This window comes from Streptomyces sp. NPDC005899 (assembly GCF_040629645.1).
Classification (GTDB): Bacteria; Actinomycetota; Actinomycetes; order Streptomycetales; family Streptomycetaceae; genus Streptomyces.
In genome coordinates, this window is record NZ_JBEXWB010000024.1 from 1 (window position 1) to 16,229 (window position 16,229).

Here is a 16,229-nt window from a genome sequence, read left to right on the forward strand (position 1 = left end):
CCGGAGGGTAGGGGTCGCCCGAGCTACGCGGGCGGCACCTGCCCGCAGCGGCAGGCGAAGCGAACGCGACCACGCGCAGGCGGCACGGCGTCTCCGGCCGGCCCCGCGGCCGGGTCGAGACGTGGCGCCGGGCCCGGCTTCTCCGTGTGCGGGCCGTCCGAATCGGGCCGATCCCTGAACGTGACCGAATCTCCCCCAGGATGTGACCTGCGTCCCGGGGGAGAGCTGTTTCCCCTGGTCACACCGGGAACAGTACTGCACACCAGGCACAAAGACCTGTCCGTTTCGTGACGTAATGCACTGACAGCAGGCATGGGTGCAGGACAAGCTGATGTAAGAAGTCGGGGGGGTGTCGATTGAAACCGGGAGTATGTCAGTGAGCGCCATGTCGTTTGCCCTGTTGCTGACCACCGCCGCTGCCACGGCCGTCGGCGCCGCCGCTCTGCACGCCGCTCACGGGCTGCGCAGGCAGGTCACGGCGCTGCGTACCGAGCTGGCGGAGGGGCGGGACCGCCGTGTCGCCGTCCCCGAGCAGCAGAACCGGGACTCCGCCACCACGGCCGGGGAGATACGCACGGCAGTCGCCGAGGCGCTCGCCGAGGAGCGGGAGCGCGAACTCGCCGAGGCCCGCGCCTTCTGGGCCGCGCAGGAGGCACGCGACGCCGCCGACGCCCCGTCCCTGCTCGGCGGCATCGCCGGTCTCGGTGACGACAGCCCGTTCTTCATGCCCCGGCAGGCCGACTTCGCGGGCCTGGAGGCGATGGACCTCGAAGCGGCCGAGGCCTTCGAGGAACTGGTGGACCTGACCGACCTGCCCGAGGTCGCCGAGGTCACCGAGTTCGCGGAGGACTCCCCCGAGCTGGCCGCGGCCCGTCGCCGCCACCCGTCACACCCGGACTTCGTCCCCGCGCAGACACCGGTCGTCACCGACCATGAGCGTACCGTGAATCGGCTGGAGCGGCTGGCCGAAGCCGCGACGGAGCTCACGGACGTGCGCCCGGGCCCGCTCGGCACCCTGGACGTGTACGTCTTCGCCGACGGCACCACGCTCTGTATGACGCCCGGTCACCGCGAGACGGCCGAGCGGCTCGCCGCGTCGCTGCGCGCGGGCGAGCAGCCCGTGCTGCTGGGCGGCTCGGGAGTCTCCGGCGCCTACGCCCTCACGTTCTCGTGCGGCGAGGAGAACGTCTACATCCTCGCGGACCGCGTCATCGCATCGTTCTGAGCCCCCCGGCGGCCCGGGCGGGGCACCGCCCGGCGCTCACCGGGCGGTCAGCGGTTCTCCGAGTCGAACGCGCGCCCCGCCGCCTCCTCGACACAGCGCACGGCCTCGTCCAGTTCCTGGGGCGAGGCCGTTTCCAGTGCAACGGCCAGGTCGCGGCCGGCGACGGCGAGCTGGTCACCGACGGCGAATATCCCCACGTCGGGCATGATGCGCGGTTCCCGCTCCGGCGCCTCGGCCCGCTGGGCCCGCGCGGACAGCTCCCTGGCCACCGCCAGGGCCTCGGCGGCCGTCCCCCGCTGCAGCCTGCTCTGCGGGGCGCTGCGCAGACGGTCGGCGAATCGGTCCACGGCGGTGATCAGAGGCGTCGTATCGAGCACGCAGTGACCCTACGCGCCCCCGTCGGACGGTTGCCAACGGACCGCCCCTCGGGCACGGTGTCGGGAAGGCGACAGCAACGCGCACCGCGTCGGAGGCGCCGATGTCCCAAGTCTTCTCCGAAGAGACCCATCGCAACCTGCTCTCCCGGATCCCCGACCGGACCGGTCGCGCGGTCGCCGACCGGCTCCGCACGGTCGAGGAGGGCCCCTCCCTCCTCCGTTTCGAGGAGAAGGTCAGCTGGCTGCGGGGAGAACACGACCTCACGTACGGCCACGCCAAGGCGATCATCCACGAGTACGACCTGAGGCGGGCGGCGCGGAAGCTGCTCTGAGCGCCCCGTCCGGCCCGGTGTTCCGGCCGCACGACGGAACGGCCCGCAGGCTGTGCCTGCGGGCCGTTCCGTGCGCGGTGTCCCTGCGGGGTCAGTCGTCCCCGTTGAGGATGGAGAGCAGGCGCAGCATCTCCAGGTAGATCCAGACGAGGGTCAGGGTCAGGCCGAACGCGGCCAGCCAGGACTCCTCACGCGGGGCGCCGTAGTTGATGCCGTCCTCGACCTGCTTGAAGTCGAGGGCCAGGAAGCAGGCGCCGAGGATGATGCCGATGACGCCGAAGAGGATGCCGAGGCCGCCGCTGCGGAAGCCCAGGCCGTCACCGCCGCCGAACACGCTGAACAGCAGGTTGACCATCATCAGGAGCACGAAGCCCATGGCGGCGGCCATCACGAAGCCGTAGAAGCGCCGGGTGACGCGGATCCAGCGCATCTTGTACGCGATGAGGACGCCGGCGAAGACACACATGGTGCCCATCACGGCCTGCATCACCGTGCCGGGGCTGATGTAGGTGCTGACCGCGCTGGAGATCACTCCGAGGAAGACGCCCTCGAAGGCCGCGTACGCGAGGATCAGCGCCGGGGACGCCTTGCGCTTGAACGACTGGACCATCGCCAGGACGAAGGCCACCAGGGCGGCGCCGATTCCGATGCCGTAGGACTTGCCGAGGTTGGCCTCGTCGACCGGCAGCAGGGCCCAGGAGAGCGCGGCGGTGAGCACGACCGTGCCCAGCGTCATCGCCGTTCGGGTGACGACGTCGTCGATCGTCATGACGTCGGCGCGCGCCGGCGCCTGCGGGGCGCCGTACGGGGTGTCCTGCTGTGCGTAGGGGTTGGTGGCGTACGGGTTGGCTGCGGTGCCCTGCGCGTACGGGTTGGCGCCCGCCGCCGGTGCCCCGGCCTGCGGCGCCGCGTTGAAGCCCGCGTAGCCGTTGTCGCGGCTGAACCCCCGTCGCGAGAAGACCGGGTTGCTGCTCCTCATCTCACTCCTCCATGGCCACCCTGCGTGGCCTTGACACAAGAGTAATGGGTAGGCAAAACAATAGGCCCAGTACCGGAGGAGGATCTTTCGGAGAAGTTGACCGCTGAATCACAGTGGGTCCGCCCGGGCCCCACCGGCTGTGCGGTGGTGCCCGGAGCCGGACTCGAACCGGCACGCCCCCGAGGAGGCAGCGAGGTTTAAGCTCGCCGTGTCTGCATTCCACCACCCGGGCGTGGGCGCGTGACTCCGCGTTGGCACAAGACCCTATCGGGGGGCGTCCCTCGAACAGCTGAAGATCCGCTCGATGTTGTCTTATTTTATTGAGTTCCTGAGGGGTCGTCAGACGTGTCGCCGACGTCAGCCCGTGCCCGGGCGGGCCTAGGGGGAGGAACCCCGACAAACGGGAATGACGGAAACTCGCCGCACTCGCATGGGTCAATCGCCATGGGCACGCCACCGTTCGCCACGGCTGCGCCACCTCACCCGCCGGCGACGTCGTTGACGCAGCGCAGGACCGGCCGGTTTCCGAGCGCCTCCGGGTCCTTCAGGACCGCTCCCGTGACGTGGAACACCGCGCTCTCGCCGGGCAGCAGCGTGACGAGCATGTCGTCCACCTCCGCCGCCGGATCCAGGCGGTCGGGGAAGATCGCGAGGTCGCGCAGAAGGGTGTGGGCGGTCACCGTCACCCGGTATCCGATGCCCGACTCGTCACCCTGGGTGACGGACACGTCGTAGCGGGCCGGCGGCAGCTCGACGCGGGTGTCCTCCTCGTAGAACTCGACCGTGCGCAGCTCGCCCAGCTCCGCCACGAGCACCTCGCGCCGTCCGTCCCGCGGCCGGGCGACCGGCGGCGGCAGCGGGACGCGGCCGACCCCGCGCGCGGCCGTGGCCACCGCGGTCACCTCCTCGGCCAGCACCGTCCCGTCCAGACCTCGCCGGGTGAGCCGCAGGGCGCCCTCCCAGGGGCGGCCCGAGTCGTTGACCAGGTGCAGGACACCGTCCCGTACCGTCATCAGCCGGTCGGCGTACACCGCGCGCAGGGCGTACCAGAGCGGCTTGCGGCGGCCGTCTCCGTCCACGGCGGCCCAGGACACGACAGGCCAGCAGTCGTTGAGCTGCCAGACGATCGCGCCCATGCAGTACGGGGTGTGCGAGCGGAAGTGGCGGACGCCGAAGGCGACGGCGCGGGCCTGGTTCAACTGGGTGAGCCAGTGCCAGTCGTCGAAGGAGGAGGCCCCGGCCCCGGGCTGCGGGAGGTGGTCGCCCAAGCCGCGCAGCAGCTTGGCGTCCCCGTCCTGCGCCTTCTGGTGATGGGCGAGCAGCGGATCCCCGGGGTCGAGCGGGCCGCTGACGGCGCGGCGCAGGGTGGCGTACGCGGGCGGCCCCTGGAAGCCGAACTCGGCGACGAAGCGGTGGGCGGTGTCCGCGTAGTGGCGGTAGTCCACCCTGTTCCACACGTCCCAGAGGTGGACCGTGCCCCGGGCGGGGTCCTGCGGGGGCAGCTCCGGGGAGCCGGAGTAGGGCGAGCCCGGCCAGTACGGGCGGGTGGGGTCGATCTCGGCGCACAGGGCGGGCAGCAGCCCGTGGTAGTAGCCGTGGCCCCAGGTCCGGCCCGCCAGCTTCTCCTGCCAGCCCCAGTCCGCGTGGCCCTCCAGGTTCTCGTTGTTGCCGCACCACAGGACCAGCGAGGGGTGCGGCGCGAGCCGGACGAGGTTCTCGCGGACCTCGGCGGCCACCTCGTCGTACAGCGGCTGCTCCTCCGGGTAGGCGGCGCAGGCGAAGGGGAAGTCCTGCCAGACCAGCAGCCCCTTCTCGTCGCAGAGCTCGTAGAAGTCGTCGCTCTCGTAGAGGCCGCCGCCCCAGACGCGGATCAGGTCGACGTTCGCGGCGAGCGCCTGGTCGAGGCGGTCGGAGATCCGCTGCCGCGTGAGGCGGGCGGGGAAGCAGTCGTCGGGGATCCAGTTGACGCCGCGCACGAAGACGGGCTCGTCGTTGACGCAGACGCGGAAAGCCTCGCGCTCCAGGGTGACGGACCGGAAGCCGGTCCTGCCGTTCCAGGCGTCGTCACCGAGGCGGACGGTGACGTCGTACAGCGGCTGCTCCCCGTGGCTGTGCGGCCACCAGCGCCGGGCCGCGGGCACGGCGAGGGTGGCGGTGGCCCGGTGCTCCCCGGCGGGGACGGAGAACACGGCCCGGGCCCCGGCCACCTCCACCGACGCCTCCAGCACCTCCGGCACTCCCCCACCGGCCCGGTCGACGTCGAGGGTGAGGCTCAGGCGGGGCACGCCGTCACCGTCGAGGTCGCCGAGCACCTTGGCCCCGGCGATGCGCGGTCCCGTCCAGGACTCCAGGGCGACCGGGCGCCAGATGCCGGAGGTGACCAGGGTCGGGCCCCAGTCCCACCCGAAGTTGCAGGCCGCCTTCCGGATGAAGGCGTACGGCTCGGTGTACGCGCCGGGCCGGTCGCCGAGCTTGTCGCGCAGGGCCTCCGCGTAGGTGTAGGGGGCGGTGAAGCGCACGGAGAGGGTGTTGGCGCCCTCGCGCAGCAGGGCCCGCACCGGGAAGCGGTAGCTCCGGTGCTGGTTGGCGGTCGAGCCGGCCTCCTGGCCGTTGAGCAGGACCGTGGCGACGGTGTCGAGTCCGTCGAAGCACAGGTCGGTGGACTCGTGGCCGTCGGGTGACCAGGTGAAGGTGGTGCGGTACGTCCAGTCGGTGCGGCCGATCCAGCCGAGCCGGGTCTCGTTGTCGTCGAGATACGGGTCGTCGATCAGTCCGGCGGCCAGCAGGTCGGTGTGGACGCAGCCGGGGACGGCGGCCGGCACGCCGGTCGCGGGGATCTCCACCGGCACCGGGCCGTCGTGGTGGAGCGTCCATCCGTCGTGCAGGGGGAGGCGGTGCGGTGTCACGCGAAGGTCCTTCCGCAGGCGGGGAGTCCGGCGCAGGCGACGAAGTGGTCCGGTTCCGTCTCGAACAGGTCGCCGCCCGTGGCCGCGCCGCCGCCCTCGTGGTAGGCGCACGCCTCCACGGGGGCGGCCTCCGTCCAGGGCTGGTTCAGCCGGGGCACCGCGGCCAGGAGGGTACGGGTGTAGGGGTGGAGGGGGTTGCCGAACAGTTTCTGCGTGTCGCCGCGTTCGACGACGCGTCCGCTGCGCAGGACGACGGTCCTCTCGGCGAGGTAGGTGCCGAGGGAGAGGTCGTGGGTGATGTAGAGGACGCCCAGGCCCCGTTCCTTGAGGCCGGCGAGGAGGTTGAGCACGTCGATCCGGGTGGAGGCGTCGAGCATGCTGGTGATCTCGTCGGCGACCAGGAAGCGCGGTTCGAGCAGGAGGGCGCGGGCGATGAGCAGGCGCTGGAGCTGGCCGCCGCTGAGCTGGTGCGGGTAGCGGCCCAGCACCTGGCCCGGGTCGAGGCGCACGTCCCGTACGGCCTTCTCGATCCGCCCGGCCCACTCCTGGTCGCCGACGCCCGGATGGTAGGCGCGGCGGACGAGGGCGAAGACCCGGTCCGCCTTGAAGACGGGGTTGTAGCAGCTGAAGGGGTCCTGGAAGACGCCCTGGACCCGGCGGTAGAAGTCCTTGCCGGGCCTGACCTGCTCCCCGTCCAGGGTGAGGCGGCCGGCGCTGACCCCGGTGAGGCCGAGGACCATGCGCCCGATGGTGGACTTGCCGCTGCCGCTCTCCCCGATCAGTGAGACGAGCTCACCCGGGGCGGCGTCGAAGGACACCCGGTCGACGGCGGTGACGGAGCCGCCGCCGAAGGCACCGGCCCGGAAGGTCTTGGTGACACGGTCGAGGGTCAGCATCAGGCCGCCTTCCAGCACGCGACGAGGTGGCGGGGGGCGATCTCGACGACGGGCGGCTCCTCGGCGCACCGGGCGTCGGCGAGGGGGCAGCGGTCACGGAAGCGGCAGCCGGCCGGCGGGTCCAGCAGGGACGGCGGGGAGCCCTCGATGCCGCGGAGCGGCTTGTCCGCGTACCGGGCGCCCACCTGGGGCAGCGAGCCGATCAGCATCCTGGTGTACGGATGGCGCGGTTCGGTCGTCAGCGCCTTCGTGGGGGCCTTCTCGGCGAGCTTGCCGGCGTACATCACCATGATCGAGTCGGCGATGTGCGAGGTCAGCCCGAGGTCGTGGGTCACGAAGATCATGCTGGTGACCAGTCCCTTGTCCCGGAGCCCGGTGAGGGCGCCGACGACGGCCTGCTGGCTGGACACGTCCAGGGCCGAGGTGACCTCGTCGGCGACGAGGACGGACGGGTCCAGCAGCGTGGAGATCACCATGACGGTGCGCTGTTTCATACCGCCGGAGAGTTCGATCGGATAGCGGTCCAGGACGTCGGGCTCCAGTCCCACCAGGGCGAGCCTGCGGTGCAGTTCGCCGGTGTCCACGCTCACGCCCCGGGAGGCGAGGAGTTCGCGGATCATCCGGCCGATGCGGCGGGTGGGGTTCAGGGCGCTCATCGAGTACTGGGGGACGAGCGAGATCCGGTGGAACCGGTAGGCGTTCATGGCGTGGTCGTCGGAGAGCGGCAGCACCTCGCCGTCCAGGGTGACGGTGCCGCCCGCGTGCCGCATCCGGCCGTCGAGCCGGATCAGGGACTTGCCGAGCGTGGTCTTGCCGCAACCGGACTCGCCCGCCAGGCCCAGGATCTCGCCGTCGGCCAGGTCGAAACTGACGCCGTCCAGGGCCCGGACCTCGCCCCGCAGCGTGCGGTAGTGGACCCGCAGGTCGTCGACGGTCAGGGTCATGTGCTCACGACTCCCTCAGCTTCGGGTTGAAGACCTCGTCGAGGCCGACGTTGGCGACGTAGAGCGCGCCGACGATCGCGGTGATCCCGGCACCCGGCGGGACGAACCACCACCACATGCCGAGTTGGAGGGCGCTCCACTGCTGGGCGCTCTGCAGCATCAGGCCGAGCGAGACGCCCTCGGTCGGGCCGAGCCCGATGAAGTCCAGGGAGGAGGCGATCAGGACGGACCCGCCGAAGAGCAGGATGAACATCATGAAGAGGTAGGAGCTCATGTTGGGCGCGATCTCGCGGAAGACGATCCGCCAGGTGCCGCTCCCGCTGAGCCGGGCGAGGTCCACGAACTCCCGGGTGCGCAGCGAGAACGTCTGCGCCCGGATCGCCCTGGCCGCCCACGGCCACGAGGTGAGCCCGATGAACAGGCCCTGCACGGCGACGCTGCGCACCCCCATGTAGGCGTTGATGATGAGCAGGACGGCGAGGGCGGGGAGCACCAGGACGATGTTGGTGAGCATGTTGAGGACCTCGTCCACGATGCCGCCCCGGTAGCCGGCGAGGAATCCGACGACCATCGCGATGACGGCGGCGATCGCCCCGCCCACGGCGCCCACGAGGAAGGTGGCGCGCAGTCCGTGGACGAACTGGGCGTAGACGTCCTGTCCGAAGGTGGTGGTCCCCATCCAGTACGTGCCGTCGGGCGCGGATGCCTGCGGGCCGACGTACTCGTTGGGGTTGCCGTTGTCGAGCAGCGGCGGACCCAGGAGGCCGGTGGCGAGCAGGATCAGCACGACGGTGGCGCCGATGATCAGCTTGGGGTTGCGCACGGCGTAGTGCAGCCACTCGCCGCCGGGCTTAGCCGCCGGGGCGGACGGGGCCGCGGGGGCGGTGGCCGTCTCGGGTGCCGGGTCGGGCAGTGTGCTCATGACGTGCCTCCTGCCATGCCCGTACGGGTGCGGGGGTCGACGACGACGTACACGATGTCGATGAGGAAGTTGGCGATCAGTACGCCGATGACGATGAACAGGAACGCGCCCTGGAGCAGGAAGAAGTCCTGGTTCTGGATCGAGGCCAGGATCAGCGAGCCCAGCCCCGGATAGGCGAAGACGATCTCGGTGACGAGTGCTCCGGCGACCAGTACGCCCAACTGGAGGGCGAGACCGGTGACCTGGGGCAGGACGGCGTTGCGGAACGCGTAGCGGCGGATCAGGCGCTGGGGTGCGCCGAGGGCCGACAGGTAGGAGGAGTAGTCGGACTCCAGCTCGTAGATGATCATGTTGCGCATGCCGATGGCCCAGCCGCCCAGCGCGACCAGGAAGAGGGACAGGAACGGCAGCACCCAGTGGTGCAGCGCGTCCAGCGCGAAGTCGGCGCTCCAGCCCGGTGTGATGTCCAGGCTGTAGCCGCCCGATATGGGGAACCAGCCGGCCTTGGCGCCGAGGGCCCAGGCGAGGATGACGGCGATCCACATGTACGGCATCGCGGTGAGCAGGTAGCCCACCGGCAGCACGGTGTTGTCCAGCACCTTGCGGCGGGCCGACAGCGCGCCGATCCAGTTGCCGGCGAACCAGCTGAGCAGCACGGACGGGATCATGAGGCCGAGGGTGTAGGGGAGGGCGTCGAGCAGGACGTCGCCGACGGGGGTGGGGAAGACGAAGATGGAGATGCCGAAGTCGCCCTGGAGGAGCGCGCCCCAGAAGTGGAGGTACTGCTGCCACAGGGGCTCGTCGAAGCCGAACAGGTCGTTGTAGTAGGCGCGCATGGCCTCGGCGGCCTCGGGTTGCGAGACCCGGGCCCTGGCCACCATCGCGGCCACCGGGTCACCGGGCATGAAGCGCGGGATCATCCAGTTCACGGTGACGGCGGCGACGAAGGTCAGCGCGTAGACGAGAAGTTTGCGGGCGAAGTAGCGGCGCAAGGGTGCTCCCCTGGTGGAGAGCCCCGCCGTGCGCGGGCGGTCAGGTGCGCACGCACGGCGGGGCGGTCATGGAGTCGGAACCGCCGTGTCACTTGGCGGGCTTGAGCTGGGTGAGCGTCTCGAAGCCGCCCATCTCCAGCCAGTTGCGCCACAGGGCCGGTGCCGTCTTGGGGGCTCCGGCCGCGTCCGACGGCCAGTTCTTCCAGGTGCCGGTGGTGGCCTGGGACCAGAGGCCGTTGTACCAGAGGGGGATGATGGGCATCTCGGTGAGCTGGATGTCCTGGATCTTGGAGACGGCCGCCTTCATGCCCGCCGTGTCGTCGGTCCTGACCCCCCCGAGCTGCTGCACCAGCTTCCATGCCTCCTCGTTCTCGTAGCGGCCGAAGTTGACCGTGTTCTGCTGCTTCTGCACCGGCAACTGGAACATGTACTCGTAGTACGTCCAGGGGGTGTTGGACAGCTGGCGCTCGTTGTTGATGACGAGGTCGAAGTCGCCCTTGCCGCGCTGCTCGCTCAGGGCGTTCTGGTCGGGGAACTCGGTGCTGATCCTGATCCCCGCGTCCTTGGCCCCGGCGGCGATGACCTTGGCCGCCTCCATCCAGTCGGTCCAGCCGGAGGGCACGGCCAGCTTCAGGGAGAGGGCGGAGCCGTCCTTGTTCTCGACGAAGCCGTCACCGTCCTTGTCCTTGTACCCGGCCTCGGCGAGCTCCTTCCTCGCCGCGGCCGGGTCGTGCCCGAAGCCCTTCGCGGCGATGAGGGCCTTGTCGTCGAACTGCTCCCACTGGGGCAGCAGGCCGGTCGGGGAGGCCGGCTTGACCAGGTCGCCGTACACACCCTTGACGATCTTCCCGGTGTCGACGGACGCGGCGAGCGCCCGGCGGAAGGCGGCGTCGTCCATCGGCTTCCTCGTCGTGTTGGGCACCAGCCAGGCGGTGTTGGCCGAGAGCATGTACGGGGCCTCGTCGTAGTACGACACGGCCTTTCCGCTCCTGATCAGGGAGGAGGCGCCGGGCAGGAAGTTGTTGCTGAGGTCGAGCTGCCCCTGCCCGAGCTGGCCGATCACCACTTCGTTGCTCGGGTTGGAGACGTCGACGATGTACCGCGGGGCGGGCGTCATGCCGAGGGCCTTCGTGCCCCACCAGTCGTCGCGCCTCTGCCACACGACCCGGTCCTGGCTCTTGCTCCTGAGCTCGTAGGCCCCGGTGCCGACCGGCTTGTCGTTGACGCCGTTGAGGACGTCCTCGTCGGTGCGCGTGCCCCACACGTGCTCGGGCACGATCGGCTGGCCGTAGAGGATGTAGTCCCACTCCTGGTAGCGGGCCTCCTTGAAGGTGAAGCGGACGGTCGTGGCGTCCACCGCCTTCGCGTCGGACAGCCAGCTCCACAGCGAGTGGAAGGAGGACGCCTCGATCCTGCCGAGGCCGTAGGAGTACGCGACGTCCTTAGCGGTCAGCGGCTTGCCGTCCGCCCAGGTGACCCCCGGGCGCAGCTTCACGTCGTACGTCGTGCCGCCGGTCCAGCCACCCGACTCCGCGAGCCAGGGCGTCAACCTGCCCTTCTCGGGGTCGAAGTGGAAGAGGGTCTCGTAGACAAGGCCCTTGGTGCCGGTCGCGTGGTCCCAGTTGCGCAGCGGGTTGTAGTTGGCCGGAGGCCCCCACTGGGTGCCGGTCGTGTAGAGCGTCTCTGCGCGCGGCAGCGAACCGCCCTTGCCGACCGGTCCGCCGGTGCCGCCCGTCGTCGATCCGCCCCCCGTGCACGCGGTCGCGGCGAGTGCGAACACGGCGAGCGCGGTGGCCGCCCGCAGTCGGGTACGCGTACCCATAGCCCCTCCATTTCCCCGCGCCGTCCCTGCCGAGCGGAGTTACTGAACCGGGTAAGTGCCGTGAAGGTATGGGGACCCCGTAACCGTGTCAAGAGAGCGGGAGCGCTCCCAAACGAGTTTCACGGCAGAATCCGGCAGAGACCCCGCCCTCGGCGGGGAAGACGGGAGGCATAGGCGTGGAGCTAGGATGCCGCCCATAACACGAACCGGTTAAGCGAGGCCGTATGCCCAAGCACCGCCCCACGATCGCCGACATCGCGCGCCGCGCCGGGGTCTCCAAGGTGGCGGTCTCGTACGCGCTGAACGACCGCCCCGGCGTCTCCCCCGCCACCCGGGCGTCCATCAAGGCCATCGCCCAGGAGATCGGCTGGCGGCCCAACAGCGCGGCCCGCGCCCTCACCCGGGCCCGCGCCGACACCGTCGGCCTCGCGCTCTCCCGGCCGGCCAGGATGCTCGGGGTCGAACCCTTCTTCATGGAGCTGATCAGCGGCATCGAGACCGAGCTGTCCACCCGCGGCTACGCCCTGCTCCTCCAGGTCGTCACCGACCCGGCCCAGGAACTGGAGATGTACCGCCGCTGGTGGGGCGAGGGCCGGGTGGACGGGGTGTTCCTCGCCGACGTGCGCTCCCCCGACCCCCGCATCGAGGGCGTCGCCGAACTGGGCCTGCCCGCCGTGGTGATCGGCCACCCCTCGGCGGCGGGCTCCCTCACCCCGGTGTGGTCGGACGACTCGGCGGCGCTGCGCGACACCCTGACGTACCTGGCCGCCCTCGGGCACCACCGCGTCGCCCGCGTCGCCGGGCTGCCCGACCTGATCCACACCCGGCTGCGCGACCGCGCCCAGCACGAGATCAGTGCCGGACTGGGCCTGGAGACACCGGTGATCGTCCACACGGACTACTCCGGCGAGGAGGGCGCGCACGCCACCCGGCGCCTGATCGGCTCCGCCGCCCGGCCGACCGCCGTGATCTACGACAACGACATCATGGCCGTCGCCGGGCTCTCGGTCGCCCAGGAGATGGGGCTGGACGTCCCCGCCGACCTGTCGCTCGTCGCCTGGGACGACTCCCAGCTGTCCCGTGTCGTCCGGCCACCGCTCACCGCGCTGAGCCGCGACATCCCGGCCTACGGCACCCACGCCGCCCGCACCCTCCTGGAGCGGGTGGCCGGCGGCCCGGCGTCCGGGGGCCCGGCCGGGTTCGAGGACGCCGCGGCCCGCCTCGTACCCCGCGGATCGACCGCACCACCCCGCTGAGGACCGGCACCCTCCCGGTCGGCCCTCAGGGTCGGTGTCATACCCGAGGTGTACTCCGGCGCCCCGCCGATGCGACTCAAGAGGGCCCCCGGAACGGGTACGGGGACTGACGACCGGGCGCGGAACAGCGGCGAGGATGGAGGGGTCCCCGAGCAGGCCCCGCACCACCCGAACCAGGAGTACCCCTGTGACCACCACCGCCGTTCACCGCACCACCGCGGTCGCCGCCCGCGCCACGGAGCTGTCGAAGGTCTACGGACAGGGTGAGACCCAGGTGGTCGCCCTCGACCGGGTGACCGTGGACTTCCCGCAGGGCGAGTTCACCGCGATCATGGGGCCGTCAGGCTCCGGCAAGTCCACCCTGATGCACTGCGTGGCCGGCCTCGACAGTTTCAGCAGCGGCTCCGTGCGCATCGGCGACACCGAGCTCGGCACGCTGAAGGACAAGCAGCTGACGCAGCTGCGCCGGGACAAGATCGGATTCATCTTCCAGGCGTTCAACCTCCTGCCGACGCTGTCCGCGCTGGAGAACATCACCCTGCCGATGGACATCGCGGGCCGCAAGCCGGACGCCGCGTGGCTGGCGAAGGTCATCGACATGGTGGGTCTGTCCGAGCGGCTCAAGCACCGGCCCACCGAGCTCTCCGGCGGTCAGCAGCAGCGCGTCGCCGTGGCCCGCGCCCTGGCCTCCCAGCCCGAGATCATCTTCGGTGACGAGCCCACCGGGAACCTGGACTCCCGCTCGGGCGCCGAGGTGCTCGGCTTCCTGCGCAACTCGGTGCGCGAGCTCGGCCAGACCGTCGTCATGGTGACCCACGACCCGGTGGCCGCCTCCTACGCGGACCGCGTGATCTTCCTCGCCGACGGGGCGGTCGTCGACCAGATGATGCACCCGACCGCCGACGGCGTCCTCGACCGGATGAAGGCGTTCGACGCGAAGGGCCGCACCAGCTGACCGCTGCTGCCCGCCCCTGCCGCCACCCACCGAACTCCCCCCGGGAACACACGACATGCTCCGTACCGCCGTGCGCAACGTCCTCGCGCACAAGGCCAGACTCCTGATGACCGTGCTCGCCGTGATGCTCGGCGTCGCCTTCGTCTCCGGCACGCTGGTCTTCACCGACACCCTCGGCAACGCCTTCCGCAACCAGTCCGCCAAGAGCTACGACGACGTCGCCGTCGCCGTCACCACCTGGGCCGAGCGCGGCGACGAGGAGACACCCGCCGTCGACGAGGCCACGCTCGGGAAGATCCGCGCCCTCGACGGCGTCGCCGAGGCCACCGGACGGGTGTCCGGCTTCGCCGGCGTCGCCGACCCCGACGGCAAGCTCATCGGCAACGGCTGGTCCAACACCGGCGCCAACTTCTCCCCCGGCGACGGCGGCGAGGACCGCCGGTACGCGTTCACCGAGGGCACCGGGCCGGTGAAGGACGGCCAGGTCGCCCTGGACGAGGAGACGGCGCGCAAGGGCAGGTACCGCGTGGGCGACCCCGTGCGGGTCGCCACGAACGGGCCGGTGAAGGAGTACAGCCTCTCCGGTGTCTTCACCACCGAGGACGGCGCCGTGAACGCGGGCGGAAGCCTGGTCCTCTTCGACACGGACGTCGCCCAGAAGCTCTACCTGCGGCCCGGCGAGTTCACGGACGTCACCGTGACGGCCGCCGCCGGCGCGTCCGACGAACGGCTGCTCGACGCCGTGAAGCCCCTCCTCCCGAAGCACGCCGAGGCCAAGACGGGCGCGGCCCTCGCCGACGAGGAGGCCGAGGCGACGGAGAGCGGCCTGGAGAACCTCAACCAGATGCTGCTGGCCTTCGCCGCCATCGCGCTCTTCGTCGGTGTCTTCCTCATCGCCAACACGTTCACGATGCTCATCGCCCAGCGCACCAAGGAACTCGCCCTGATGCGCGCCGTCGGCGCCTCGCGCAGGCAGGTCAAGCGGGCGGTCCTGCTGGAGGCCGGGGTGGTCGGGCTGATCGCCTCGGTGGTCGGCCTGCTGCTCGGCATCGGCCTCGCCACCGGACTGCGTTCGGCCATGGGCGCCTTCGGCGGGAAGATCCCGGCCGGCCCCCTGGTCATCTCCCCCACCGCCGTGGTGTCGGCGTTCGCCGTCGGCGTGCTGATCACGGTGCTCGCGGCCTGGCTGCCTGCCCGCCGGGCCGCGAAGATCCCGCCGGTCGCGGCGATGAGCAGTGTCCACGCGGTGGCCACCACCAAGTCGCTCGTCGTGCGCAACTCGATCGGCGGGGTGCTGACCCTGCTGGGATCCGCGGCGATCGTCCTCGGCGCCACCCAGGGCTCGGACGGCAAGGTGACCATCGGTGGCGGAGCCTTCCTCGCCCTGATCGGCGTCATCGTCCTGATCCCGCTGCTCTCCCGCCCGGTCATCGCCCTGGCGCGTCCGCTGCTGCGGAAGCTGTTCGGGGTGTCCGGCAAGCTGGCCGCGCAGAACGCGGTCCGCAACCCGCGCCGCACCGGTGCCACCGCCTCCGCGCTGGCGATCGGCCTCACCCTGGTCACCGGCATCTCGGTGCTCGGTGTGACCCTCGGCCAGGCCGTCGACAAGATGACCACGGACAACATCCGGGCCGACTACATGGTCTCGATGGCCAGCGGGGACCCGCTCGACAAGTCCGCTCTGACCGCCCTGCGCGGAGCGGACGGCGTCACCGCGGCCTCGCCGCAGCGAGCGGTCTGGCTCGACACCGGTGGGAACGGTGTCTCGGCCTCCGCCGTGACCCCGGGCGACGTCGAGAAGGTCTTCGCCCTGAAGACGGTCTCGGGTTCGCTCTCCTCCCTGAAGGACGGGGAGATCGCCGTCGACCGCAAGACCGCGAAGTCGCACGGCTGGAAGACCGGTGACAGCGTCCCCGTGACGTTCCAGGACGACAAGAAGGAGACCCTGAAGGTCGGTGCGCTCTACGAGGGCAACGAGTTCCTCTCCCCGGTCCTGGTCGCCGAGGACGTCGTCGACCCGCACGAGACGCTCGCCGACATCCGTGAGGTCTGGATGACCATGGACGGCGGCCAGACCGCGGCCAACGAGCAGGCCCTGGTCGACGCGCTCGGCGACAACCCGGCCATGAGCGTCATGGACCGCCAGGGCATCCGCGACATGTTCGGCGGGTTCGTGAACACGGCGCTGAACATCATGTACGCGCTGCTGGCGATGGCCCTGGTCATCGCGGTCCTCGGCGTCGTCAACACGCTGGCCATGTCGGTCTTCGAACGCCAGCAGGAGATCGGCATGCTGCGGGCGATCGGCCTGGACCGGCGCAGGGTCAAGCGCATGATCCGGCTGGAGGCCGTCGTCATCTCGCTCTTCGGCGCGGTGGTCGGCGTCGCCCTCGGTACGTTCCTCGGCTGGGCGATCGGGAAGGCGCTGTCCTCCTCCATCCCGGGCTACGCCCTGGTGATCCCCTGGGACCGGCTCGCCCTGTTCCTGGTGCTGGCAGGGCTCGTGGGCGTCCTGGCCTCGCTGTGGCCGGCCCGCAGCGGCGCGCGGCTGAACATGCTGACCGCCATCAAGACGGAGTAGCCGACGGAGCGAGGGGCCGGCATCCGCTGTGCGGGTGCCGGC

General features: G+C 70.9%; 13 protein-coding genes and 1 tRNA gene. 5 read left to right on the forward strand and 9 right to left on the reverse strand.

Translation table 11 applies throughout. The features are described 5' to 3' along the window. Positions 1 to 385 precede the first annotated feature (385 nt). Positions 386 to 1,225 (forward strand): hypothetical protein, encoded by an 840-nt coding sequence (locus ABZ371_RS05530; protein ID WP_358673846.1) that lies wholly within the window; start codon positions 386 to 388, stop codon positions 1,223 to 1,225. Positions 1,226 to 1,272: 47 nt separating this feature from the next. On the opposite strand, the gene ABZ371_RS05535 is transcribed toward ABZ371_RS05530, so the two are convergent. Further along, positions 1,273 to 1,602, reverse strand: coding sequence for a hypothetical protein (locus tag ABZ371_RS05535; protein WP_358673849.1), 330 nt, complete (start codon positions 1,600 to 1,602; stop codon positions 1,273 to 1,275). A 101-nt stretch (positions 1,603 to 1,703) separates the two neighbouring features. Here ABZ371_RS05535 and ABZ371_RS05540 point away from each other — a divergent pair, with 101 nt between their 5' ends. Then, positions 1,704 to 1,934, forward strand: a complete 231-nt coding sequence (locus ABZ371_RS05540) for a DUF4287 domain-containing protein (protein WP_358673852.1) — start codon at positions 1,704 to 1,706, stop codon at positions 1,932 to 1,934. Between the two features lie 91 nt (positions 1,935 to 2,025). Here the strand turns inward: ABZ371_RS05540 and ABZ371_RS05545 are convergent, their stop codons facing one another. The 8 genes from ABZ371_RS05545 to ABZ371_RS05580 form a co-directional block, all read right to left on the reverse strand. Beyond that, on the reverse strand, positions 2,026 to 2,913 hold the full coding sequence (locus ABZ371_RS05545; protein WP_358673855.1) for a Bax inhibitor-1/YccA family protein: 888 nt from the start codon (positions 2,911 to 2,913) through the stop codon (positions 2,026 to 2,028). Positions 2,914 to 3,058: 145 nt separating this feature from the next. Continuing rightward, positions 3,059 to 3,145 (reverse strand) — tRNA-Leu (locus ABZ371_RS05550). A 247-nt stretch (positions 3,146 to 3,392) separates the two neighbouring features. Then, a complete protein-coding gene (locus ABZ371_RS05555) occupies positions 3,393 to 5,819 on the reverse strand; it encodes a glycoside hydrolase family 2 protein (protein WP_358673858.1) in 2,427 nt (808 codons plus the stop codon). Then, positions 5,816 to 6,715, reverse strand: a complete 900-nt coding sequence (locus ABZ371_RS05560; RefSeq protein WP_358673860.1) for an ATP-binding cassette domain-containing protein — start codon at positions 6,713 to 6,715, stop codon at positions 5,816 to 5,818. Before ABZ371_RS05560 ends, ABZ371_RS05555 begins: the two co-directional genes overlap by 4 nt. Next, positions 6,715 to 7,659, reverse strand: coding sequence for an ABC transporter ATP-binding protein (locus ABZ371_RS05565; protein ID WP_358673863.1), 945 nt, complete (start codon positions 7,657 to 7,659; stop codon positions 6,715 to 6,717). The genes ABZ371_RS05560 and ABZ371_RS05565 overlap by 1 nt, the downstream gene beginning before the upstream one ends. 4 nt (positions 7,660 to 7,663) lie before the next feature. After that, positions 7,664 to 8,581 (reverse strand): ABC transporter permease, encoded by a 918-nt coding sequence (locus tag ABZ371_RS05570; protein ID WP_358673866.1) that lies wholly within the window; start codon positions 8,579 to 8,581, stop codon positions 7,664 to 7,666. Then, positions 8,578 to 9,573 carry an ABC transporter permease gene (locus ABZ371_RS05575; protein ID WP_358673868.1) on the reverse strand — a complete coding sequence of 332 codons (996 nt, stop codon included), beginning with the start codon at positions 9,571 to 9,573 and terminating at the stop codon, positions 8,578 to 8,580. Before ABZ371_RS05575 ends, ABZ371_RS05570 begins: the two co-directional genes overlap by 4 nt. 88 nt (positions 9,574 to 9,661) lie before the next feature. After that, positions 9,662 to 11,395, reverse strand: a complete 1,734-nt coding sequence (locus ABZ371_RS05580; RefSeq protein ID WP_358673871.1) for an ABC transporter substrate-binding protein — start codon at positions 11,393 to 11,395, stop codon at positions 9,662 to 9,664. Between the two features lie 224 nt (positions 11,396 to 11,619). Between ABZ371_RS05580 and ABZ371_RS05585 the strand changes: the two genes are divergently transcribed. The 3 genes from ABZ371_RS05585 to ABZ371_RS05595 all read left to right on the forward strand — a co-directional run bounded on the left by ABZ371_RS05585 (position 11,620) and on the right by ABZ371_RS05595 (position 16,187). Further along, on the forward strand, positions 11,620 to 12,651 hold the full coding sequence (locus tag ABZ371_RS05585; RefSeq protein ID WP_358673874.1) for a LacI family DNA-binding transcriptional regulator: 1,032 nt from the start codon (positions 11,620 to 11,622) through the stop codon (positions 12,649 to 12,651). Between the two features lie 187 nt (positions 12,652 to 12,838). Further along, positions 12,839 to 13,606, forward strand: a complete 768-nt coding sequence (locus tag ABZ371_RS05590; RefSeq protein WP_358673877.1) for an ABC transporter ATP-binding protein — start codon at positions 12,839 to 12,841, stop codon at positions 13,604 to 13,606. Positions 13,607 to 13,661: 55 nt separating this feature from the next. Further along, positions 13,662 to 16,187 carry an ABC transporter permease gene (locus ABZ371_RS05595; RefSeq protein WP_358673880.1) on the forward strand — a complete coding sequence of 842 codons (2,526 nt, stop codon included), beginning with the start codon at positions 13,662 to 13,664 and terminating at the stop codon, positions 16,185 to 16,187. The last annotated feature ends 42 nt before the right edge of the window (positions 16,188 to 16,229 follow it).